Source organism: Flavobacterium sp. RSB2_4_14 (assembly GCF_051547085.1).
Taxonomy (GTDB): Bacteria; Bacteroidota; Bacteroidia; order Flavobacteriales; family Flavobacteriaceae; genus Flavobacterium.
Genome location: NZ_JBPTTL010000006.1, coordinates 1 through 20,852, shown reverse-complemented (window position 1 = coordinate 20,852; position 20,852 = coordinate 1). Strand labels below are relative to the sequence as shown.

General features: G+C 32.7%; 22 protein-coding genes. 14 read left to right on the top strand and 8 right to left on the bottom strand.

The window, feature by feature from the left end; translation table 11 throughout:
* The first annotated feature begins 92 nt into the window (after nucleotides 1-92).
* Entirely contained in the window at nucleotides 93-713 is a 621-nt protein-coding gene (locus ACSVH2_RS10910; protein ID WP_438093217.1) for a WbqC family protein, read from the top strand.
* Here the strand turns inward: ACSVH2_RS10910 and ACSVH2_RS10905 are convergent.
* The 6 genes from ACSVH2_RS10905 to ACSVH2_RS10880 form a co-directional block, all read right to left on the bottom strand.
* Nucleotides 703-1,752 (bottom strand): endonuclease/exonuclease/phosphatase family protein, encoded by a 1,050-nt coding sequence (locus ACSVH2_RS10905; RefSeq protein WP_438093216.1) that lies wholly within the window; start codon nucleotides 1,750-1,752, stop codon nucleotides 703-705. The genes ACSVH2_RS10910 and ACSVH2_RS10905 overlap by 11 nt on opposite strands.
* Nucleotides 1,753-1,760: 8 nt before the next feature.
* Entirely contained in the window at nucleotides 1,761-2,642 is an 882-nt protein-coding gene (locus ACSVH2_RS10900) for a rhomboid family intramembrane serine protease (RefSeq protein ID WP_438093215.1), read from the bottom strand.
* Between the two features lie 46 nt (nucleotides 2,643-2,688).
* Nucleotides 2,689-3,453, bottom strand: a complete 765-nt coding sequence (locus ACSVH2_RS10895) for a rhomboid family intramembrane serine protease (RefSeq protein WP_438093214.1) — start codon at nucleotides 3,451-3,453, stop codon at nucleotides 2,689-2,691.
* Nucleotides 3,450-5,300, bottom strand: coding sequence for a DNA mismatch repair endonuclease MutL (gene mutL / locus ACSVH2_RS10890; RefSeq protein ID WP_438093213.1), 1,851 nt, complete (start codon nucleotides 5,298-5,300; stop codon nucleotides 3,450-3,452). The genes ACSVH2_RS10895 and mutL overlap by 4 nt, the downstream gene beginning before the upstream one ends.
* 147 nt (nucleotides 5,301-5,447) lie before the next feature.
* A complete protein-coding gene (ribH, locus tag ACSVH2_RS10885; protein WP_438093212.1) occupies nucleotides 5,448-5,939 on the bottom strand; it encodes a 6,7-dimethyl-8-ribityllumazine synthase in 492 nt (163 codons plus the stop codon).
* A 79-nt stretch (nucleotides 5,940-6,018) separates the two neighbouring features.
* The gene (locus tag ACSVH2_RS10880; protein WP_438093211.1) at nucleotides 6,019-6,807 is read right to left on the bottom strand and encodes a tetratricopeptide repeat protein; all 789 of its coding nucleotides are present in this window, start codon (nucleotides 6,805-6,807) and stop codon (nucleotides 6,019-6,021) included.
* Between the two features lie 179 nt (nucleotides 6,808-6,986).
* Here ACSVH2_RS10880 and recF point away from each other — a divergent pair, with 179 nt between their 5' ends.
* The 11 genes from recF to ACSVH2_RS10825 all read left to right on the top strand — a co-directional run bounded on the left by recF (nucleotide 6,987) and on the right by ACSVH2_RS10825 (nucleotide 18,227).
* Nucleotides 6,987-8,066 (top strand): DNA replication/repair protein RecF, encoded by a 1,080-nt coding sequence (gene recF, locus ACSVH2_RS10875; RefSeq protein WP_438093210.1) that lies wholly within the window; start codon nucleotides 6,987-6,989, stop codon nucleotides 8,064-8,066.
* A 41-nt stretch (nucleotides 8,067-8,107) separates the two neighbouring features.
* On the top strand, nucleotides 8,108-8,803 hold the full coding sequence (locus ACSVH2_RS10870; RefSeq protein WP_438093209.1) for a rhodanese-like domain-containing protein: 696 nt from the start codon (nucleotides 8,108-8,110) through the stop codon (nucleotides 8,801-8,803).
* Nucleotides 8,804-9,478 (top strand): DUF2461 domain-containing protein, encoded by a 675-nt coding sequence (locus tag ACSVH2_RS10865; protein ID WP_438093208.1) that lies wholly within the window; start codon nucleotides 8,804-8,806, stop codon nucleotides 9,476-9,478. It begins immediately after the preceding gene.
* 6 nt (nucleotides 9,479-9,484) lie between these two features.
* The gene (locus ACSVH2_RS10860) at nucleotides 9,485-10,552 is read left to right on the top strand and encodes a glycosyltransferase (protein ID WP_438093207.1); all 1,068 of its coding nucleotides are present in this window, start codon (nucleotides 9,485-9,487) and stop codon (nucleotides 10,550-10,552) included.
* Nucleotides 10,553-10,554: 2 nt separating this feature from the next.
* Nucleotides 10,555-12,402, top strand: a complete 1,848-nt coding sequence (asnB, locus tag ACSVH2_RS10855) for an asparagine synthase (glutamine-hydrolyzing) (protein WP_438093206.1) — start codon at nucleotides 10,555-10,557, stop codon at nucleotides 12,400-12,402.
* A 44-nt stretch (nucleotides 12,403-12,446) separates the two neighbouring features.
* Nucleotides 12,447-13,460 carry a UDP-N-acetylmuramate dehydrogenase gene (gene murB / locus ACSVH2_RS10850; protein ID WP_438093205.1) on the top strand — a complete coding sequence of 338 codons (1,014 nt, stop codon included), beginning with the start codon at nucleotides 12,447-12,449 and terminating at the stop codon, nucleotides 13,458-13,460.
* A gap of 11 nt (nucleotides 13,461-13,471) precedes the next feature.
* On the top strand, nucleotides 13,472-14,080 hold the full coding sequence (locus ACSVH2_RS10845; RefSeq protein WP_438093204.1) for an FMN-binding negative transcriptional regulator: 609 nt from the start codon (nucleotides 13,472-13,474) through the stop codon (nucleotides 14,078-14,080).
* A 78-nt stretch (nucleotides 14,081-14,158) separates the two neighbouring features.
* The gene (locus tag ACSVH2_RS10840; protein ID WP_438093203.1) at nucleotides 14,159-15,265 is read left to right on the top strand and encodes a glycosyltransferase; all 1,107 of its coding nucleotides are present in this window, start codon (nucleotides 14,159-14,161) and stop codon (nucleotides 15,263-15,265) included.
* On the top strand, nucleotides 15,256-15,807 hold the full coding sequence (locus ACSVH2_RS10835; RefSeq protein WP_438093202.1) for an RNA polymerase sigma factor: 552 nt from the start codon (nucleotides 15,256-15,258) through the stop codon (nucleotides 15,805-15,807). Before ACSVH2_RS10840 ends, ACSVH2_RS10835 begins: the two co-directional genes overlap by 10 nt.
* Before the next feature lie 169 nt (nucleotides 15,808-15,976).
* Nucleotides 15,977-16,774: an energy transducer TonB gene (locus ACSVH2_RS10830; RefSeq protein ID WP_438093201.1), complete on the top strand. Its 798-nt coding sequence runs from the start codon at nucleotides 15,977-15,979 to the stop codon at nucleotides 16,772-16,774.
* Nucleotides 16,775-17,003: 229 nt separating this feature from the next.
* On the top strand, nucleotides 17,004-18,227 hold the full coding sequence (locus ACSVH2_RS10825) for a serine hydrolase domain-containing protein (RefSeq protein ID WP_438093200.1): 1,224 nt from the start codon (nucleotides 17,004-17,006) through the stop codon (nucleotides 18,225-18,227).
* 79 nt (nucleotides 18,228-18,306) lie between these two features.
* Here the strand turns inward: ACSVH2_RS10825 and ACSVH2_RS10820 are convergent, their stop codons facing one another.
* The gene (locus tag ACSVH2_RS10820; protein WP_438093199.1) at nucleotides 18,307-19,131 is read right to left on the bottom strand and encodes a CvfB family protein; all 825 of its coding nucleotides are present in this window, start codon (nucleotides 19,129-19,131) and stop codon (nucleotides 18,307-18,309) included.
* A 314-nt stretch (nucleotides 19,132-19,445) separates the two neighbouring features.
* Here ACSVH2_RS10820 and ACSVH2_RS10815 point away from each other — a divergent pair, with 314 nt between their 5' ends.
* Together ACSVH2_RS10815 and ACSVH2_RS10810 are read left to right on the top strand one after the other, a co-directional pair.
* Nucleotides 19,446-19,940: an RNA polymerase sigma factor gene (locus tag ACSVH2_RS10815; RefSeq protein WP_438093198.1), complete on the top strand. Its 495-nt coding sequence runs from the start codon at nucleotides 19,446-19,448 to the stop codon at nucleotides 19,938-19,940.
* A gap of 5 nt (nucleotides 19,941-19,945) precedes the next feature.
* A complete protein-coding gene (locus ACSVH2_RS10810) occupies nucleotides 19,946-20,584 on the top strand; it encodes a hypothetical protein (RefSeq protein ID WP_438093197.1) in 639 nt (212 codons plus the stop codon).
* A 51-nt stretch (nucleotides 20,585-20,635) separates the two neighbouring features.
* Here ACSVH2_RS10810 and ACSVH2_RS10805 read toward each other — a convergent pair.
* Nucleotides 20,636-20,852: hypothetical protein (locus ACSVH2_RS10805; RefSeq protein WP_438093196.1), on the bottom strand; the 217-nt coding region annotated here is incomplete at its 5' end.

The window sequence follows — 20,852 nt, the reverse complement described above, 5'->3', positions numbered from 1 at the left end:
AGTTTAAAGTTGTTTAAAAGTTTAAATTGTTAACCGTTACCCAAACAACCTTAAACCATATTAAACAACTTTAAACCATTTTAAACAAACCAATGAACATCCTAATTCATCCCAGTTATTTTCCTTCTATAAGTCATTTTGTGGCAATAGCTAAAAGTGATTTAGTTACCTTTGAAATGGATGACAACTTCCAAAAACAAACCAATAGAAACCGAATGTACATTTACAGTCCAAATGGTATTCAGTTGCTCAATATTCCTATAAAACATTCCAAAGAAGCATATCAAAAAACCAAAGACATCAAGCTAGAAACGGCTTTCGATTGGCAAAAACAACATTTTAAATCATTAGAAGCAGCATACAGAACTTCACCTTTCTTTGAATATTTTGAAGATGATATTTTGCCTATTTTTCAAAAAAAACACACCTTTTTGATGGATTTAAATTTTGAAACCATGGCGATAGTTTCCAAATGTCTCGGATTAGAATTTGATTACAATGAAACCACAGAATACTTTCATGATGTAACAGATAAAAAAGACTTACGTCACTTGGTCAATGGTAAAAAAGACACTTCTGTTTTTGAATCTTACACTCAAGTTTTTGGAGAAAAACATGGCTACCTCAACAACTTAAGCATTTTGGATTTATTATTTAATGAAGGAAGATATTCTTTGGATTATTTGAAGAAACAACAACTTACTATTCTTTAAAAGAAAGTCTTGCCATTATGGGAAAATGATCTGAGTTTTCAAATTTAGTAAAACTAGTGAAGCTTTTCACTTTCATTTTCTTATCCGCAAAAATATAATCAATACGCGCTGGATAATATTTAAACTTATAGGTTTGTCCAAAACCTGTACCGGCTTCTTCAAAACAATCACTCAAATCGGCTTTGATATTTCTATAAATATAGGAAAACGGACTGTTGTTCATATCGCCACAAATAATCACAGGATAGCGACACATTTTTTTATGATTAATTAAAATAGTAGCTTGTTGTTCTTGTTTTTCAAAAGCTTCTCTAATTCTTCCAAAAAGTTGCTGGGATTTATTCTGGTCAATAGTCTCAACGTGTTCTTCAATTTCATTGACATCGGGCGAAATTCTTATCGATTGCAGATGAATATTATACACTCTAATAGTATCTTTTCCTTTTTTGATATCGGCATAAATTATATTATTTCCAGCCTGAGGAATTTTAAAGTCGCCTTTGTTGAAAATGGGAAATTTAGAAAAAATGGCCTGACCCGTTTGGATATTTTTTCCTTCCATAAAAATAGCTTTGTATTTATAGACTCTCAAATCAACTTTCGCATTTTCAGAATATTCCTGAATACAAAGAATATCAGGATTTTGTTCATTGATAAAAGACAGAATATCATCACCTACAGTTGGTTTGGGAATCCATTCAAAAATATTGAACAATCGAACATTGTAACTCATCACCGTAAAATCCTTTTCCTCTTCATCAGAAACCGTTGATGAAAACTTATAAAATTTATTGATAAAGGTTATCCCAAGTAATAACACTAATCCCGAAAGGACAACTTGTCGTTTTAATTGAAGCAACCAATACAAAAAAAACAAACCGTTTAGAATTAGAAATAATGGCAAAATCAAAGTCAATACTGAAAGTAATGGAAATAATTTTGGTGCCAAAAACGGTAAAACATAAGCAACAAAAGTTAATACAGTCACGACTATATTAAATACAAAAATCACTTTATTAAACCATGAAAGTTTTTTCATTATAACTTTTATTTCCCTGCTTTAAAAAGGAACTGTTTTTCCTCACTAGTTAAGCTATCATAACCAGATTTACTTATTTTATCTAAAATCTCGTCAATTTGTTGTTGCGTTTTGTCTTTAGAAACAATTCTACTTTCTCTCTTAACAGCTGGTTTTTTAGGATTAACGTGAACTCTTTTAAACTTTGTTGTTTTCTTGCTACTAAATAATGAAGAAAAGAATTCTAAAACTGAATTTACAATCCTACTTAAATCAGTACCATTTTGTAATAACTTTATGTAAATATAACCAAAAAAAGCACCACTCAAATGTGCAATATGTCCTCCAGTATTGTCAATAGGCAATTGTATCAAATCCAAGACAATAAAGACTAAAGCAATTTGCCATAATTTCACAGTGCCAAAAATCAGAAGTCTAACTTCCATAAAAGGTTGGTAACTTACAGTAGCTAAAAGTAAAGCCATAACTGAACCTGAAGCACCAACCATTGACGCATTCACTCCTGTCAAAGCTGGTAAAAACTGATAGCCAACCATGTATAGCAATCCTGAAAAAATGGCACCAAGTATATATACTCCAAATAGTTGTTTTTGGGTGAAGAAAGTTAAAAACAATTGACCCACAAAATGCAACATAAGCATATTGAAAATCAGATGAAAAATTCCAGAATGGAAGAAAGCATAGGACAATAAAGACCAAGGTTTCCATAATAAATCACTCCAATCAGTTGATAAACTAACAAAATTTAAATACTCGATACGAATATGAAATAATTGCAAAACAGCAAAAATTATAGTTGGAACAGCAAACAACAGCAAATTCCAGAATATCAGGCGAACAGCAATGCCACCTATTTTGTATTGTAATTTTAAATCTTCTATTATACTCATCTCTAAAAACTGAAAACTAATTACTGAAAACTGAGCACTTTTTATTTTATAAATCCCAACGATTTTTGTTAAAAGAATTTTTCTTCCAATACCACATCATCAAAAACCCACACAAAGCGCCACCAACATGAGCAAAATGGGCAATGCCTGTTCCGCCACTACCGAAAAGAGAACTGCCTTTAAATCCTAAAAATAAATCAATGGCGATAATTCCGGGTACAAAATACTTCGCTTTTATCGGAACTGGAATAAACATAAGAGCCAACTCAGCATTGGGAAACATAAAGGCGAAAGCAGTAAGTAAACCATAAATAGCACCAGAGGCACCAAGCGAAGGCGTATTGAAAGAAAAGTAAAATTGTTCAATTGTTGATAGCGGAACCAAATCGACTAAAGCATCATTGTACTTTCCTTCTTTTAATATAGTAGCAATAACATCTTGAGGAATTTTAGCACTTTGTAATACTTCCAATGCTTGATGATACTGAAAATAATTAACTCCTGTATGCAACAATGCTGCACCTAATCCACAAGAAATATAAAAAAAGATGAACTTTTTTGAACCCCAAAACTGTTCCAAAGCAGAACCAAAGGAAACCAAAGCAAACATATTAAAAAGAATATGCATCAAGTTTGGCATTGGCGCATGCATAAACATACTCGTCAAAGGTTGCCAATATCTGAAATTTGGATTTACTGGCAAATACATGGAAAACAATTGATAGGCGACATCGCCCACAAAATTGGACCCAATATAAAATATAATATTAATTATCAGTAACTGCTTAACAGTATCGGTCATGCGCATCATAGGGCAAATTTTTTATCTAAATCTTCCACACTCATCGTGATAAAAGTAGGTTTTTGAAAAGGGGAAACGTTGGGTTCTTTACAAGCAAATAGATTGTGAACTAAATTCTCTTGTTCTTTTTCGGTTAAATAGGTTCCTGTTTTTATGGCCAAACTTTTTGACATGGATTTGGCAATCATATCATTTTGAGAAAAACTACTATCTGGAATTCCATCTTGCAAATCGGTTAATAAATCATCCAAAACGATGGAAGCCTTACTTTCTGAAATAGTAACGGGCAAACCAGAAACTATTATAGAATCATCATTTATGGTATCAAAAATAAAACCTAAATTTTCTAGAGATAATTTCAATTCGGTTATTAAATGAATTTCACCCGAAGAAAAATACAATTCCAAAGGAAATAATAATTGTTGGCTCGAAGCTTGTTTAACCGTCATACTTGTCAAGAATTCTTCATACAAAACTCGTTCATGAGCACGTTTTTGGTTAATAATTACCATTCCCGATTTTATAGGACTAACAATATATTTTTTATGAATTTGATATGTTCTTTTCACTTCTTGTTCCACTTCGGTTTCGTCAAATAAAGAAGAAGTAACTGCCTCGTTTTCAAAAGTCATTTCAGCAATTTCTTGTCCGGCTTGTTTTAAACCTACATACAAACTCTCCCAACTGGGTTGAGCTTCTTGTTTTCTATAATTGGAAGATGACGAAAACCCTTTAGTTGACTTTTGCTCTGAAAAGGGATTGTAATTACTATCCACTTGAATGGTTGGATATTCGGCGTCTTTATTTTGGTATTGATATGGTGTGTCTAAGTTTGGATCGCGATCAAAATCCAAAACGGGTGCAACGTTAAATTGTCCTAAACTGTGTTTGATTGCTGAACGCAAAATAGCATATAACGCATGTTCATCATCAAACTTAATCTCGGTTTTGGTAGGATGAATATTGATGTCAATCGTATGTGGAGGAACATCGAGATAGAGAAAATAACTGGGTTGAGCACCATCTTTTAGTAAACCTTCATAAGCTGCCATAACAGCATGATGCAGATAACCACTTTTGATAAATCGATTATTTACAAAAAAGAATTGCTCTCCTCTATTCTTCTTAGAAAATTCAGGTTTGCCAATAAATCCGTGAAGATTTACGATTTCGGTTTCTTCTTTTACGGGTACTAATTTTTCATTGGTTTTTCCCGAAAAAATATTGACAATACGTTGCCTGAAATTTGATATTGGCAAATTGAACATTTCACTTCCATTGTGATACATCGTGAAATGAATATTGGGATGCGCCATTGCCACACGCTGAAATTCATCCACAATATGTCGTTGTTCCACCGTTTCTGATTTCAAAAAATTACGCCTTGCCGGAATATTGAAAAATAAATTTTTAATAGCAAAAGAAGTTCCTTTGGGTAAAACCGCTGGTTCTTGCGACACAAACTTACTGCCTTCAATAATTATATGAGTTCCAAGTTCTTCTTGATCTTGCTTGGTTTTCATTTCCACATGTGCAATCGCAGCTATAGAAGCTAATGCTTCACCACGAAAACCTTTGGTATGCAACGAAAATAAATCTTCGGCATGACGAATTTTAGAAGTAGCATGACGTTCAAAACACAAACGCGAATCGGTCACACTCATTCCTAAACCATTATCAATGACTTGAACCAAAGATTTACCAGCATCTTTTATGATTAATTTGATGTCGGTAGCTTTAGCATCAACCGCATTCTCTAGCAATTCTTTAACTACAGAAGCTGGTCTTTGCACTACTTCTCCAGCAGCAATTTGGTTGGCAACATGATCGGGAAGTAATTGAATTATGCTTGACATTTTTTGGTTTCGAGTTGCGAGTTTCAAGTTTTAGAAGTTGTAAATTTAAGGAAAAAGTATTGGGATTTATAGTTAATAAATGCCTAAAAATAAAAAACCTATTCTAAATAGAACAGGTCACTATTATCAATATAAAATCAGCTTTACTTAACTTGTAATCCTATCCAAAGCTACCATTTTAATAGCAGCTATAGCAGCTTCTGTTCCTTTATTTCCGTGAATTCCTCCACTTCTATCGATGGATTGCTGTTCATTATTATCGGTCAAGACACAAAAAATAACCGGAATAACGCCTTCAGCATTTAAAGATGCTATACCACTTGTTACGCCTTGACACACAAAATCAAAATGCATAGTTTCGCCTTTTATGACAGAGCCAATGGTTATTATCACATCAAAGTCGCACGATTTCATCATTTGCTTGGCTGCATAAATCAATTCAAAACTTCCTGGAACGTTTCTTCTAATAATATTTTTTGGCAAAGCGCCACAGTCTAACAATGCTGTTTCAGCACCATGATACAGACCATTGGTAATATGATCATTCCACTCAGAAACAACAATCCCAAACCGAAAATCTTTCGCGTTTGGGATTGTGTTTTTATCGTAATTGGACAAGTTTTTGTTTGCCGTAGCCATCTTACTTAAATTTTTTATATTAAATTTAAGATTTTAAATATTTCAAAATATCTGATATTTAAAATCTAATATCTAATATTTATTGTGCTAATCCAATCAAAGCATCTATTTGTTGCGCTTCTGGTGAAGTTTCAAAATTATCTTTGATATCGGTGAAATATTTTAAAGCATCTACTTTATTTCCTAATGCCAATGCTGTTTTACCTGCTTTTAATAAATATCTTGGTCTAGTAAAATTATTTTGACTTGCATCAGCAGCTTTGATATAATTATCTAATGCTTCTTTTTGTTTATTTTGTTGAGCATAAGCATCACCTATTGCTCCTTTTGCTAGAGTACTAAGCATGATGTCTTCTGAAGAAAATTTCTCTAAACTAGTAATAGCTTCTGCATATTTACCTGTATTTAAATAAGCAATTCCAGCATAATAATTAGCTAAATTCCCAGCATCAGTTCCTGAGTATTCTTCAGCAATTTTTATTGCACCAAATTTTCCTTCAGAACCTTTCAATACTAAATTATATAATGAGTCCGCTTTGTTTGCAGTATCATCAACTGCTTTTTGGAAGTTTTGTTGTGCTACAAATAATTCTTCTGCACCTTCTTGTTCTTTAGGATCAGCGATAAATTTTTCATAAGCAAAATAGCCTACTACAACTACAACCACTGCTAAAAGAGAACCTAATATATATTTTTGGTTTTTTGCAATAAAATCTTCAGCTCTTGAAGCCGTTTGATCTAGCGTATCAAAAGCTTTTGCAGTTGCACTGTCTTTTTCATCTACATTTACATTTTCGATGTAATTGTTATCTAATTTCTCCGCTTTTTCTTTCGGTGCTTTATATCCTCTTTTGTTAAAAGTTGCCATCTATTTTTAATTTAGTGTGCGCAAAAATAAAATTTTTATTCATATTTAAAAGCTATTTTTATCGATATTTTTGAATAATTTGCACCTCTTTACTTTAGGAATTAGGATTCAACGTTTTGAACTTCCGTTTTTTCCATATAAATAAGGAGTTTAAACACTAATTTTAAACAAAAACTAAATTGTTTTTAAAGCGAATTTCAATACTAAATTATAAAAATTTTTCGGAAGGCACCTTCGAATTTGATACCAAAATCAATTGTTTCGTGGGAAAAAATGGCATTGGAAAAACCAATATCATCGATGCCATTTATCATTTAGCCAATGGAAAGAGTTATTTCAATCCATTAGCCGTACAAAATATTAAACATGGTGAAGAGTTTTTTGTAATAGATGGTGAATTTGAAATAAAAAACAGAAGCGAACAAATTGTGTGCAGTTTAAAAAAAGGACAAAAGAAAACCTTAAAACGCAACAGCAAACAATATGAAAAATTCTCAGAACATATTGGATTTATTCCTTTAGTGATAATTTCACCTGCTGACAGAGATTTGATAATTGAAGGAAGCGAAACGCGAAGAAAATTTATTGATAGTGTCATTTCGCAATTAGACAATACCTATTTACAAAAGCTCATTCAATATCAAAAAATCATAAGCCAGCGCAATGCTTTATTGAAATATTTTGCATTGAACCATGTTTTCGACAAAGAAACACTGAGTATTTATAATGAGCAATTGAACACTTTGGGTAAAAGTATCTTTGAAAAAAGGAAAAAATTCTTGGATGATTTCATTCCGATTTTTAACGAATACCATCGCACGATAACAAACTCTTCCGAAACTGTCCAAGTAGTATATCAAAGTGATTTATTTGAAAAAGACACTTTAACTTTGTTAGAAGAAAATATCTCAAAAGACAGAGCGTTACAATATACTTCGGTTGGCGTTCATAAAGATGATTTATCGTTTGAAATAGACCATTATCCTATCAAAAAGTTTGGGTCACAAGGGCAACAGAAATCGTTTCTAATTGCACTTAAATTGGCACAATTCGACTTTGTTAAAAAACAAAGTGGCGAAAAACCAATCTTACTATTTGATGACATATTTGATAAGCTTGATGAATTTCGCGTGAGCAAAATTATAGAAATGGTAAACAATGAAGAATTTGGACAATTATTCATTTCTGACACACATCCAGAACGAACTGAAAACATAGTAAAAACAATGCATCAGAGTTATAAAATATTTAACCTTTAATTAGCTAACAAATTACTAATTTTGCTTAAAATAAAATAAAAATGAAATCAAAAATTTATTCTTTTATCGTCATAAGCTTTTTATTCTTTAGTTGCCAAGGACAACAATCAAAAACGGTTCAAACAGTTGATGTAAAAACTTTTGCAGAAAAACTAAAAGCAACTGATAATGCGCAACTTTTGGATGTAAGAACACCCGAAGAATTTAGTGGTGAACACATTGAAAATGCGACTAACGTAAACTGGAATGGAACTGATTTTATAGCTAAAGCCGAGAAATATGACAAATCAAAACCTATTTTTGTTTACTGCAAAGTTGGCGGAAGAAGTTCACAAGCTGCCAGTAAATTAGCCGAATTAGGATTTAAAGAAATTTATAATCTTGACGGCGGAATCATGAAATGGAATGCTGCTGGAAATAATAAACCAAGTGATAAAATCATTGGGATATGTGATCAAGAATATGGGGGATTGATAAAATCTAGTGACCGTGTCATGGTAGATTTTAATGCCAAATGGTGTGCACCTTGCAAAAAAATGAACCCTTATATTTTAAAATTTCAAACTGAAATGGCAGACAAAATTAAGATTGTTCAATTAGATGCAGATGAAAACAAAACAATTGTTGACCAACTTAAATTAGATGGTTTACCAGTGCTTATTATTTATGAGAAAGGAAAAGAAGTGTGGCGTAATGTAGGTTATATCTCTGAAGAAGATTTAAAAAAACAATTGTAGATGATTTCCAAAGAAGCACTTCAATTTCTTGAGGATTTAATTGCCAATAACAATACCGAATGGATGCATGCCAACAAGAAAAGGTATGACAACTACAAGAAAGACTATCATAATTTTATTGCTTCTATTTTAGCTGAGATGAAACCTTTGGACAAATCATTAGAGCCATTGGAAGTCAAAAATTGCACCTTTAGAATTAACAGGGACATCCGTTTTTCAAAAGATAAATCGCCTTATAAAACCAATATGGGCGTTTGGTTGACCCAAAACAAATTCAGAAAAAACAGTCCTGGTTATTATATTCATTTCGAAAAAGGAAATTCGTTTATTGCTGGTGGCGTTTGGTGTCCTGAACCTAATGAGTTGAAACAAATTAGAAAAGAAATTGCCTTTTTTTATGATGATTTAGAATCAATTGTAGCTAACAAAACTTTCAAAAGCGAGTTCAAACAATTATCTCGTGAAGAAAATAACATGCTCAAAAAAGCACCTAAAGATTTTGATCCAAATCATCCTGCCATTGAATACTTAAAATTGAAAAGTTTTACCGCTTCCCAAAAAATAGAAGATAAACTATTTACAGAGAAAGATTTTAGTAAAATTATTGCTCAAAAGTTAATAGCGCTGAAACCATTGAATGATTTTCTTAACCGAGCTTTAGAGACAGAAGATTAATTCAAAATGGCAAAAAAAAGAATTCTGTTTCTTGGTGAAACGTATCGTGCAGATGCTATAACTTGGATGAATGGTCTCAAGGAATTTGGCGATTTCGAAATTGTTACATGGGAACTTAAAAGTAGCAGTATTGGAATTCATCGCATAAAAAGACTTGTTGAATTAACTAGTGCTTTTTTGACCATAAAAAAGATTGCAAAAAAATCCAATGCTGATATGGTTATTGCAGAGCGAACCACAAGTTATGGTTTTCTTGCGGCACTCACAGGCATAAAACCTATAGCTATAGCACAACAAGGATTTACTGATCTTTGGCCTCATGAATCTCCTTTGTATTTTTTTAAAAAAATGCTACAAGATTACGCTTTCAAAAATGCCGATTTAATTCATGCTTGGGGAAAAGTTATGGCCGATCACATGGAAAATAGCAATGTTGACATGTCTAAAGTCTTACTAAAGCCCAAAGGAATTAATTTAGAACATTTCAAATTCCAAAACAATCAAAATAAAGATTTCATTGAAGCTATTGTAACTCGATCTTTGGAACCCGAATATAGACACATTAAAATACTCAGAGCTTTTGCTGTTTTAAAACAAAAAAATATTCCTTTTCGTCTTACCATTATTGGAGATGGAAGCATGCGCAAAACACTCGAAAAACTAACCGTTGATTTAAACATCGAACAAGAAGTAATTTTCAAAGGAAGAATGCCAAATACTGAAGTTGCAAAGATGCTGCAACAATCTAATTTTTATATAAGTTTACCAGCAACAGAAGGAGTTTCAGCTTCATTATTTGAAGCAATGGCGTGTGGTTGCTTTCCTATTGTGACCGATTTGCCTGGAAACCGAAGCTGGATAAAAAATCAAGAAAATGGTATTCTTATTTTCAATAGCCGATTTAAAATTTTAGCTGATGAGTTACAATATGCATGGGAAAGAAACCTTTGGCGAGAAGCTGTAATACACAAAAACAGAAAGTTTGTTGAAGAACATGCCAACTACACTATTAACATGAAAGCCATTGCCCAAACCTACCACGAACTAATTAACCAAAAATCAATCACCAACTAACTATGTGTGGTATTAATGGCATTTTAAAATTCAATCAAGAAAAAGTTGATCAAAACCAACTTTTGAAAATGCGAGATTCACTTGAACATCGTGGTCCAGATGATTCAGGATTTTTTGTTCAAGATAATATAGGATTAGGCCACAGACGTTTGTCTATTATAGATGTTAGTGCTGCGGGACATCAACCTTTTATTTCAGAAAACAAAAGATATATTCTAGTTTTTAATGGGGAAATTTACAATTACAAATCATTTTATAGCGAAATAAAAGCGAAAGGTATACCCATTAAAACAGGTTCAGACACCGAAGTTTTAATGCTGTTATTTGAACTTTATGGAATGCATTTTCTAAACAGATTACATGGCATGTTTGCCTTTGCTATTTGGGATACTGAAGCCAAAAAATTGATTTTGGCTCGAGACAGAATGGGTGTTAAACCTTTGTATTATGCGTTTTATCAAAATGCAATTTATTTTGCTTCTGAACAAAAAGCCCTTTTCACAGCTGGAATTCCTTTAGAAATTTCTGAAAATGGACTAGATGAATATTTTTTTAACCGATTTGTTGCAGGAGAAAACACCTTGTATAACAGAGTAAAAAAATTGCTTCCAGGTCATTATATGGTTTTGGAAAACAATGGTTACACTACGTTTAAAAAATGGTGGAATTTAAAATCTGAAATCGAAAATTACGCACTGATTAAAAACCCAAAAGACTGGTTCGAAGAAATTTTCTTCGACTCGGTAAAATTACGAATGGTTAGTGATGTTCCCGTTGGTGTTTTATTGAGTGGTGGTTTAGACTCCTGCTCTGTCTTGACCTCATTATACCATCAAGATTTTAAAAACATCAACACTTTCAATATTGGTTTTGGAGAAGCGGAACACAACGAGTCATTTTTGGCAAAAAAAATCACAGAAGAATACCATTACAACTTCAATAATACACAACTCGATAATGATTCTTTATATCAAAACTTACTAGAATCAACGTATTATCAAGATGAACCTATAATGCACCTGAATGAACCACACCTATTGGCTGTGTCCAAATTGGCAAAACCAAAAGTAAAAGTATTGTTATCTGGCGAAGGTGCTGATGAACTTATGGGTGGATATGTGCGCTACAAAGCTTTAAAAAATCCTTCATTACTTAAAGTAATTTCGGGTTTGAGCTTAATGGAACGATTTAATAAAAAACCGCGTTACGACAAATTGTTACGCTATTCAAAAATTGACAACGTAGATGATTTGGTCATTTTTAATGGGTCAAATGTATATCCCGACGACATCATGTCATTTTATGGAAGAAAGGAAAAGCCTGTAAATAGTTATCGTCATGAAATTTTAGAAGAAGCTAAAATAGTATATCCAAATAATCTGCAACGTCAAGCGCTGTATTTTGACCAACATACCTATATAAGTTCACTCCTCGACCGAAATGATCGATGTACTATGGGAACTTCTATAGAATGTCGGGAACCATTTTTAGACTACCGCTTAATTGCTGGTTTGGGAAGTTTAGACGATAAATGGCTTTTTACTGGTAAGAAGGGAAAATTTATTCTCAAAACTGCTATGGAAGACAAACTTCCAAAAGAGATAATCAACTTCCGAAAAGTAGGTTTGAGTGCGCCTTGGTATAATTATTTAACAGAATATCCAGCATTTAAAGAAGAACTTAATGAGTTTGCTATCAGTCCTATTTTTGAAATGCACTTTTTAGAAAATTTGGATGGTAAAAAATTAGTAGCGGAATTACGCAGTGGAAATACCAAACTGATGCCTTACATCATGCCTATTTTCATGTTGCACATTTGGTATAAAACTTATTTTAAAAAATTTGTTTAAAAAACTTTACGTTACTTTTGTGATAATTCATTTTTAATTAAAGCATGACAATACATTCTAATTTTTCTTTAAAAAAATACAACACCTTTGGCATCGAAGCTAAAGCCAGACAGTTTGTAGCCGCTCATTCCGTTGATGAATTAAAAACCATTTTGCATGAAAACAAAACCGAAACCAAGTTCATTCTTGGTGGTGGAAGCAATATGTTACTAACTAAAAATATTGATGCCTTAGTCATCCATATTGATTTGAAAGGAAAAAAAATCATTAAGGAAGACGACGATTTTGTTTGGGTTAAAAGCATGGCTGGTGAAAATTGGCATGAATTTGTTCTTTGGACTATTGACCAAAACTTAGGTGGATTAGAAAACATGTCGCTCATTCCAGGAAATGTTGGCACTACGCCTGTGCAAAATATTGGTGCCTATGGCACAGAAATTAAAGATACTTTTGTTTCCTGCGAAGCCATGACTATTGCTACTCAAGAAATGAAAACATTTTCGAAAGAAGATTGTCATTTTGGGTACAGAGAAAGTGTTTTTAAGCACGAAGCAAAAAACCAATTTATTATAACATCGGTAGTTTTTAAATTAACCAAACGCAACCATAAAATCAATATTTCCTATGGCGATATTACCAAGGAATTGGAAAAACAAAACGTCATCACTCCTACTTTAAAGGATGTTTCCAATGCTGTAATCGCTATTCGACAAAGTAAATTACCTGACCCAAAAGAACTCGGCAATAGCGGAAGTTTTTTTAAAAATCCTATTATTTCAAAAGTAGCATTTGAAAAAATTCATGCTTTGCATCCCGAAATGCCTCATTATGTCATTTCGGAAACCGAAGTAAAAGTTCCTGCAGGTTGGCTTATTGAAAAAGCGGGTTTCAAAGGAAAACGTTTTGGTGATGCTGGTATTCATAAAAACCAAGCGTTGGTTTTAGTCAATTATGGCAAAGCCACTGGACAAGAAATTTTGAATGTTTCCAAGGATATTCAAGCCACTATTCTTAAAGAATTTGGCATTGCTATTGAAGCAGAAGTTAATGTTATATAATTTTATAAATAATGTACATCCCAGAACTCTATAAAAACGAAAACCAAGAGGAAATTCAAAATTTCATTCATAAGAATGGATTTGGAATTTTGGTTAATCAAACTAATGGCAAGCTTTGGGCTACGCATATTCCGTTGCTTTTGGAAGAAAAAGACGGAAAGCAAATTCTTGTTGGACACATTTCGAAAGCCAATCCACAAGCCGATAGTTTTAAATCTAATGATGATGTTTTAGCTATATTTCACGGTGCGCATTCTTATATTTCATCTTCTTGGTATGACCATGAAAATGTGCCTACTTGGAACTATTTGGCGGTTCACGTTTATGGAAAAGTTACTGTTTACAATCATGTACAAGCAGTTGACTCGTTAAAAAGATTAGTTGATAAATATGAAGCAAAATCAAAAAATCCAGTTCGATTAGACCATTTATCCGAAAAAACGATGCGCGAAGCAAGAGGTATCATTGCCTTTGAAATTGAAATCACTGCGATAGAAGCTCAGAAAAAATTATCCCAAAACCGAGACGATAAAAATTATAAAAACATCATTTCAGAACTAGAAAAAACCAATGATAATCAATCGATTGCCATTGCTAATGAGATGAAAAATAATCGATAGGAATTTGTTAAATTTCATTTGATATTTGCTCTTATAATAACTACATTTGCAGACCTTTTTAAAAGTCAAAAGCACATTATGTTATTATCCATTTTCTGTTTATTTATTGCGGTTGTAGTCGTTCAATTTTTGTACTACATTGTTGTTTTTGGTAAATTTTCATTTGCAAAACCACAAACAGTAACTCCTAAAAATGTTCCAATATCAGTTATCGTTTGTGCTAAAAACGAAGAAGAAAATGTAAAAAGATTTGTTCCACTTTTGGCGGAACAAAATTACCACACTTTCGAAATTGTTCTGATTGACGATGCTTCAAGCGATTCTACTTTGGAGATTTTTGAAGAATTTGAAAAACAATATTCCAATATTAAATTAGTAAAAGTAGAAAATAACGAAGCGTTTTGGGGTAATAAAAAATTTGCTTTAACCTTAGGAATTAAAGCCGCTAAATACGATTTCTTACTGTTTACCGATGCTGATTGTTATCCAACTTCTAAAGATTGGATTACAAATATGAGTTCTCAATTTACTGCCAAAAAGAATATCGTTTTGGGTTATGGTGCCTACGAAAAAATAGCCAATTCCTTTTTGAATAAAATCATTCGATTTGAAACTTTACTAACGGCAACGCAATATTTTTCGTGGGCAAAAATTGGAAAACCTTACATGGGTGTTGGTCGCAATATGGCTTATAAACGAGAAGAATTCTTCAAAGTTCGCGGATTTATGGATCACATGAAAATACGTTCGGGAGATGATGATTTATTCATCAACCAAGCAGCAACCGCGGCTAACACTGCTATTTGTTATTTGCCTGACAGTTTCACCTATTCGCAACCTAAAACCTCTTTCAAAGAGTGGTTTACACAAAAGAGACGTCACGTTTCTACAGCCAAACATTATAAATTGTTTGACAGAAATCAATTGAGTGTTTTTTACATTTCTCAAATGTTATTTTTAACATTACCAATCATATTATTAGCATTTCAATTTCAATGGATTGCTGTGTTGAGCATTATTGGTTTCCGGTACATTTTTGCATGGATAGCCATGGGTTTTGCTGCTGGAAAACTAAAAGAAAAAGACGTTATGTATTGGTTTCCCATCATAGAAATTATTTTAATTTTTACCCAATTAAACGTCTTCATAACCAATATGTTCAATAAACCAGTACATTGGAAATAAACCATTATATAGAAAAAGCAAAGAAAGGCGATCAAGTTGCTTTTACCTTTTTGCTCGACCATTACTGGAACGATGTGTATGGTTTTATGCTCAAACGGACTGAAAACGAAACTGACTCGGAAGACATTACTATTGAAACTTTTTCCAAAGCTTTTGATAAAATAGCTACTTATAATCCCGAATTTCAATTCAACACTTGGTTAATTGCTATTGCCAAAAATGTGCACATTGATATGCTTCGCAGAAAGAAATCTACCATTTTTGTAGAAATCACTGATGAAGAAGACCAACAAGCTTATAATGTAGCCGACAGTTCACCATCAGCAGAAGATGAATTGATCACCGAGCAAAACTTATCTCGATTGTTGCAATTTATAAAAGAGTTAAAACCTCATTATCAAGAAGTAATACAACTGAGGTATTTTCAAGAGATGAGTTATCAAGAAATTGCAGAGCAACTCAATGAACCCTTGAGTAACGTTAAAATCAAATTACTTCGAGCCAAAAAACTTTTGGCAGAAATCATCGAGAGCACAAAATAATTCTCATTCTTTCTTTCTATTTACCTTAAAATACACACTATTTTAAGATTATTGTTGTTTTAATTTTAAAAAAATTAAAACTTCTTATACTATTTCATAATTTCCTACGTTATATAATCAAATCCAATAGCGTATGTAACATAGATACTTAACTTAAAAACAATTAATCATGTCAAACGTTAGTATTTATGAAAAAAACTGGATAGATCTAGTTTTTGAAGGCAAAAACAAAGCCTATGGTGCGTATCAGTTACGTCAAGAAAATTCACGAACCACATTATTAGCATTTATTGCTGGTGTAGTATTTCTTATTTCTGTTTCGGGTTTAGGATTATTGCTTTCCTCGTTTAGTAATGAAACTATAAACTGTCCAATTATTCCAATTGGTCCAACCATCACTCCTGTAGAATTAACAGTAATTCCTATTACAAAACCAGCTCAAAAAGAACCTCAACGACAAAATCCAAATCCTGTTGAGCCTACAAATTTATCCAACATGGTGGTTGCGCCAACGCCACAGGTTATTGTTAATGTTCCAACAAATACACAAATTACCAATGAACCAACAGCAACTAGTGGTACTACTGGCGGAACTGGAACCGAAGTTTCTACACCTGGTAATTCTGTAGCTGCGAGTCCTGTTGACACAAGTCCAACGCCAGCAGTTTTATTGGATAAATTGCCAGCTTTTCCTGGTGGAATTAATAAATTTTATCAATATGTAGGTGCTAATTTTGAAAGACCAACTATAGAAGATGCTGCTGTAGTTACTGTTCTGGTTTCGTTTGTCATTGAAATTGATGGTAGCATTACAGACATTAAAATATTACGAAATCCGGGTTATGGTATGGGCAACGAAGCCATCAGAGTTTTGAAATCTTTAAAAACCAAATGGTCACCTGGCATTTTGAATGGAGAAAAAGTGAGAACCTTATATACGCTTCCCATTAAAGTAAAATCGGAGTAAAACAGAACACAGATTTCTCAAATTAGTACAGATTTTAAAATCCAAACAAAAAAACTAGCCGTAAATTACACTAATTTTCACAAATTAATTCGTGAAAATCAGTGTAATTTGTGGCTTAAAATTTTATTCCTTTTTTGTTCATTTATACCTTAATAACTTTATGAATTATTAAGAAAACAAAATTTTAATTTCAATTTAATATTGGTATCATTGTAATCATTTTACAATTATGAAGATTACCCTAATCACCTTTTTTTTATCTACGCTTTTTTTTATTTCTAGCCCAAAAACTGGAAAGCAGCATACTTTTTCAAATACTAATAGCTCTGAAGACAGTTCTATAATCAAAACCCCATTTCCCATAAAACTAGGTACTGTATCAGAAGAATACAAGAACGAGAAGAGAACAAAAATCGACTCGTTTTATAATAAACTCATCAACTCTCCTTATTACAGTGGCGGTTTTATTGTGGTTAAAAATGGTCAGATAATTTATGAAGATTATAAAGGATATTCCAATGTAAAAACTGGAAAAAAGATTGATGCTGCAACACCAATCCATTTAGCATCGGTTAGTAAAGTATTGACGGCAACAGCTATTCTAAGACTAGTGCAACAGGACAATATAACATTGGATCAAAAAGTAAGCGATTGGCTTCCTAAATTTCCTTATAAAAATACAACCATAAGAACATTACTCAATCACAGAAGCGGTTTGCAACATTATGCCAATTTTCCCGCATTGATGAAGAAAAATTGGAACCGAAAAAAAATTCTAACCAATCAAGATGTATATAATTTATTGGTGCAAAATAAATTTCGTTTAAAATCTCCTCACGATACCCATTTCGATTATTGCAATACCAATTATGTGATTTTAGCACTCATTATTGAAAAAGCTACAGGATTAAATTTCAGAAATGCCATGCAAGAATTGATTTTTAAACCTTTGGGAATGAACAATACCTATGTTTTCAACTATGATACCGATAGAGAAACCGCTTCAAAATCATACAGAGGCAATACTATTTTTCCTTGGGATCAATTTGACAACTTGTATGGCGATAAGAATATTTATTCCACACCAAGAGATTTGGCGAAGTTTGATTTAGGTACTTATTCTCCAGATTTTATCAAACAAGAACTTTTGCAAGAAGCCTATTTTGGCTATAGTTCAGGTCAAGTAAAAACACCTATTAAGGACTACGGATTAGGAATGAGAATGCGATTTTTACCACCCAATGGTGAAAAAATGGTCTATCATAACGGTTGGTGGCATGGCAACAATACGTCATTTGTGCCTGTAAAAAAAGATACGGTAACTGTAGTTTGTTTGGGAAATAAATATTCCAACCGACCTTATGCTACCTTGAGCCTAGTGAGTAGTATTTTTTATAAAAAGAAAACAGAAATCGAAAAACCACTTCCGCCTGAAACGGAATGTGAGGAATAAAAATTATGATTTTAGAGTAACGATTTCTGATTGCAGAAATAATTACACTTCATCAATCTAAAATCTTTACTCAGCAATCTTAAATCAAATAAATCCCGTCGTCTTTTATCTCGATAAGTTTGTCTTTGTAGAGCGAACCAATGGCTTTTTTGAATGTCTTTTTGCTCATCTTCAATACGGTTTTGATGTCTTCGGGATGGCTATTATCGTTCAATCGAAGGAAACCTCTACTAGCTCTAAGTTCGTCTAGAATTTTCTCGGCATTAGGTTCTACATTTCGGTAGCCAAATTTATGCAACGTAACATCTATTTTATGATCAGGTCGAATGGCTTTGATGTACCCTTTCATTCTATCACCTGTTCGGATTTCGTCATACACTTGGTCTTTGTAAAGCAAACCTTTGTGAATATCGTTGATGATAACATTAATTCCCACTTCGGTAATGTGTGAAATGATTAAATCCACTTCATCTCCTACTGCTACGGTCAAATTTTCGTTATTCAAAAACTGATTGGTTTTACTAGAAGCCATGATTCTATTTGTCTTTTCATCAATGTAGGCAAAAACCAAATAGCGTTTTCCTTTTTCCATAGGTCGCGCTTGTTCTTTGAACGGAACGAATAAATCTTTTTCCAAACCCCAATCCAAGAAAGCACCAAATTGATTGACATAATTCACTCGAAGTAATCCAAATTCATCCATCAAAATATAAGGTTCCAAAGTAGTGGCAACCGGTCTTTCTTCGTGGTCAAGATAGACAAATACAATAATTTCATCGCCAATGGTGTATTCTTTTGGAACATATTTTACAGGAAGCAACACATCGTCTTTGCCATCGGTTAAAAAAAGTCCCACTTTGGTTTCGCGAGCTATGGTAAGTGTATTGTAGTGTCCTAGTTTCATTTTGGTATGCTATTTTTAAAGCGCAAAGATAGGTTAATTCTTTTTTGCTACGAAACCTTTGAGTTATGCAGAGTAAATAGATAAATTATTTAGAATTTTAAAAGTTTTAAACACATAGGAACATAGAAAAAAAGGGATAGATAGACCAATTATTGGTTCACATAGCTATGATTTACTATCCTAAAGTGAAACGCCTTTTTAAAATCCATTAAAATCTATGTCTCTATGTGTTTAAAAAAGACTATTATTCTGCAAACTAAAATTTGTATTTTTGAAAGTGTAACAAAATCAACATTTCTTATACTAACGAAGTCATGAGTGACAACCTAGAACAATCATTTGTAAAGCAGCTTAAGGATAATCAAAACATTATCCACAAGATATGTCGATTGTACACCAATAATCAAGATGCACACAATGATTTGTTTCAGGAAATAACCATTCAGCTTTGGAAAGCATTTCCAAAATTTAGAGGCGATTCTAAATTTTCGACTTGGGCTTATCGAGTGGCACTGAACACGGCTATTACTTTGTATAGAAAAAGTACGCGCAGTGTTTCTACTGTAACCTATGAAGGTCAATATCATTTTCTCAGTCCCGATGATTATAACCATGAGGAAGAAGAGCAAATAAAACTGATGTATCAAGCGGTGCAACAGCTCAACGACATCGAGAAAGCCCTAGTTTTCTTGTATCTAGAAGATAAAGATTATACCGAAATATCGGAAACATTGGGTATTAGCGAAGTAAATGCCAGAGTGAAGATGAACAGAATTAAAGGAAAATTAAAAAAAATATTAAATCCCTAAGGATTATGGAAGAGTTGGATTTATTAAAAAAAGCTTGGAAAAAAGAGGACCATTCTTTTGAACAAGTATCTGAAAAAGAAATATACAAAATGCTGCATAGGAAATCATCGTCTATTGTAAAATGGATTTTGATTATAAGTATTTTAGAAATTATTGTTTGGTCGGGAATTGGTATTGTTTATAATGCTGATGATGCTATCAAGAGTTTGCATGCCGAAGATTTTTTAATCTATTTAAAAATATTGACCTATATCAATTACGTGGTCATTGCTGGATTTATTTATTGTTTTTATAAAAATTATACCAAAATTTCTACCATTACTTCCACCAAACAGTTGATGTCCGATATTTTAAAAACCAGAAAAACAGTTCGAAACTACGTTTGGTATAACTTGAGTATGATATTTTTCTGCACTATTTTAGGATTTGCAATGGCGTTTATCTACAACCCTGACATGAGTGTGCTGAAGGAAAAAATAGCCCAAGACGAAAGCAATTGGATACTCATCAAAATAATCCTAATTCTAGGATTTACAGTAGTCCTATTAATTGGTGCTTTCTGGTTGTTCTACCGATTACTCTACGGCATTTTACTCCGAAAACTCAATGCCAATTATAAAGAATTGAAGAAAATAGATTTATAACGAAAGCCCCAAGAAATTGGGGCTTTTTTGTGTTACTAATGATGTTGCAACCTATTCCATTGGCGGAATTTCTTCTTGTTTTTCGCCTTTTTTAGCGGGCTTTCTTTTGGCCAATAAATTATCATAGTACGATCTTACGGCATTGATAACATCCAATGATTGATTAAACTCATCACTGTTTACCGCTTTTGACATCGAAAGTACATAGTTAGCCATATCTTCATATACTTGTTTTACATCTTTACGCATTTGCTTTACATCAAAAACC

What these genes read in the sequence shown, in the direction of transcription:
- ACSVH2_RS10910 (WP_438093217.1), top strand. Translation starts at nt 93, where the DNA reads ATGAACATCCTAATTCATCCCAGTTATTTTCCTTCTATAAGTCATTTT.
- ACSVH2_RS10905 (WP_438093216.1), bottom strand. Translation starts at nt 1,752, where the DNA reads ATGAAAAAACTTTCATGGTTTAATAAAGTGATTTTTGTATTTAATATA.
- ACSVH2_RS10900 (WP_438093215.1), bottom strand. Translation starts at nt 2,642, where the DNA reads ATGAGTATAATAGAAGATTTAAAATTACAATACAAAATAGGTGGCATT.
- ACSVH2_RS10895 (WP_438093214.1), bottom strand. Translation starts at nt 3,453, where the DNA reads ATGATGCGCATGACCGATACTGTTAAGCAGTTACTGATAATTAATATT.
- mutL (WP_438093213.1), bottom strand. Translation starts at nt 5,300, where the DNA reads ATGTCAAGCATAATTCAATTACTTCCCGATCATGTTGCCAACCAAATT.
- ribH (WP_438093212.1), bottom strand. Translation starts at nt 5,939, where the DNA reads ATGGCTACGGCAAACAAAAACTTGTCCAATTACGATAAAAACACAATC.
- ACSVH2_RS10880 (WP_438093211.1), bottom strand. Translation starts at nt 6,807, where the DNA reads ATGGCAACTTTTAACAAAAGAGGATATAAAGCACCGAAAGAAAAAGCG.
- ACSVH2_RS10870 (WP_438093209.1), top strand. Translation starts at nt 8,108, where the DNA reads ATGAAATCAAAAATTTATTCTTTTATCGTCATAAGCTTTTTATTCTTT.
- ACSVH2_RS10865 (WP_438093208.1), top strand. Translation starts at nt 8,804, where the DNA reads ATGATTTCCAAAGAAGCACTTCAATTTCTTGAGGATTTAATTGCCAAT.
- ACSVH2_RS10860 (WP_438093207.1), top strand. Translation starts at nt 9,485, where the DNA reads ATGGCAAAAAAAAGAATTCTGTTTCTTGGTGAAACGTATCGTGCAGAT.
- asnB (WP_438093206.1), top strand. Translation starts at nt 10,555, where the DNA reads ATGTGTGGTATTAATGGCATTTTAAAATTCAATCAAGAAAAAGTTGAT.
- murB (WP_438093205.1), top strand. Translation starts at nt 12,447, where the DNA reads ATGACAATACATTCTAATTTTTCTTTAAAAAAATACAACACCTTTGGC.
- ACSVH2_RS10845 (WP_438093204.1), top strand. Translation starts at nt 13,472, where the DNA reads ATGTACATCCCAGAACTCTATAAAAACGAAAACCAAGAGGAAATTCAA.
- ACSVH2_RS10840 (WP_438093203.1), top strand. Translation starts at nt 14,159, where the DNA reads ATGTTATTATCCATTTTCTGTTTATTTATTGCGGTTGTAGTCGTTCAA.
- ACSVH2_RS10830 (WP_438093201.1), top strand. Translation starts at nt 15,977, where the DNA reads ATGTCAAACGTTAGTATTTATGAAAAAAACTGGATAGATCTAGTTTTT.
- ACSVH2_RS10825 (WP_438093200.1), top strand. Translation starts at nt 17,004, where the DNA reads ATGAAGATTACCCTAATCACCTTTTTTTTATCTACGCTTTTTTTTATT.
- ACSVH2_RS10820 (WP_438093199.1), bottom strand. Translation starts at nt 19,131, where the DNA reads ATGAAACTAGGACACTACAATACACTTACCATAGCTCGCGAAACCAAA.
- ACSVH2_RS10815 (WP_438093198.1), top strand. Translation starts at nt 19,446, where the DNA reads ATGAGTGACAACCTAGAACAATCATTTGTAAAGCAGCTTAAGGATAAT.
- ACSVH2_RS10810 (WP_438093197.1), top strand. Translation starts at nt 19,946, where the DNA reads ATGGAAGAGTTGGATTTATTAAAAAAAGCTTGGAAAAAAGAGGACCAT.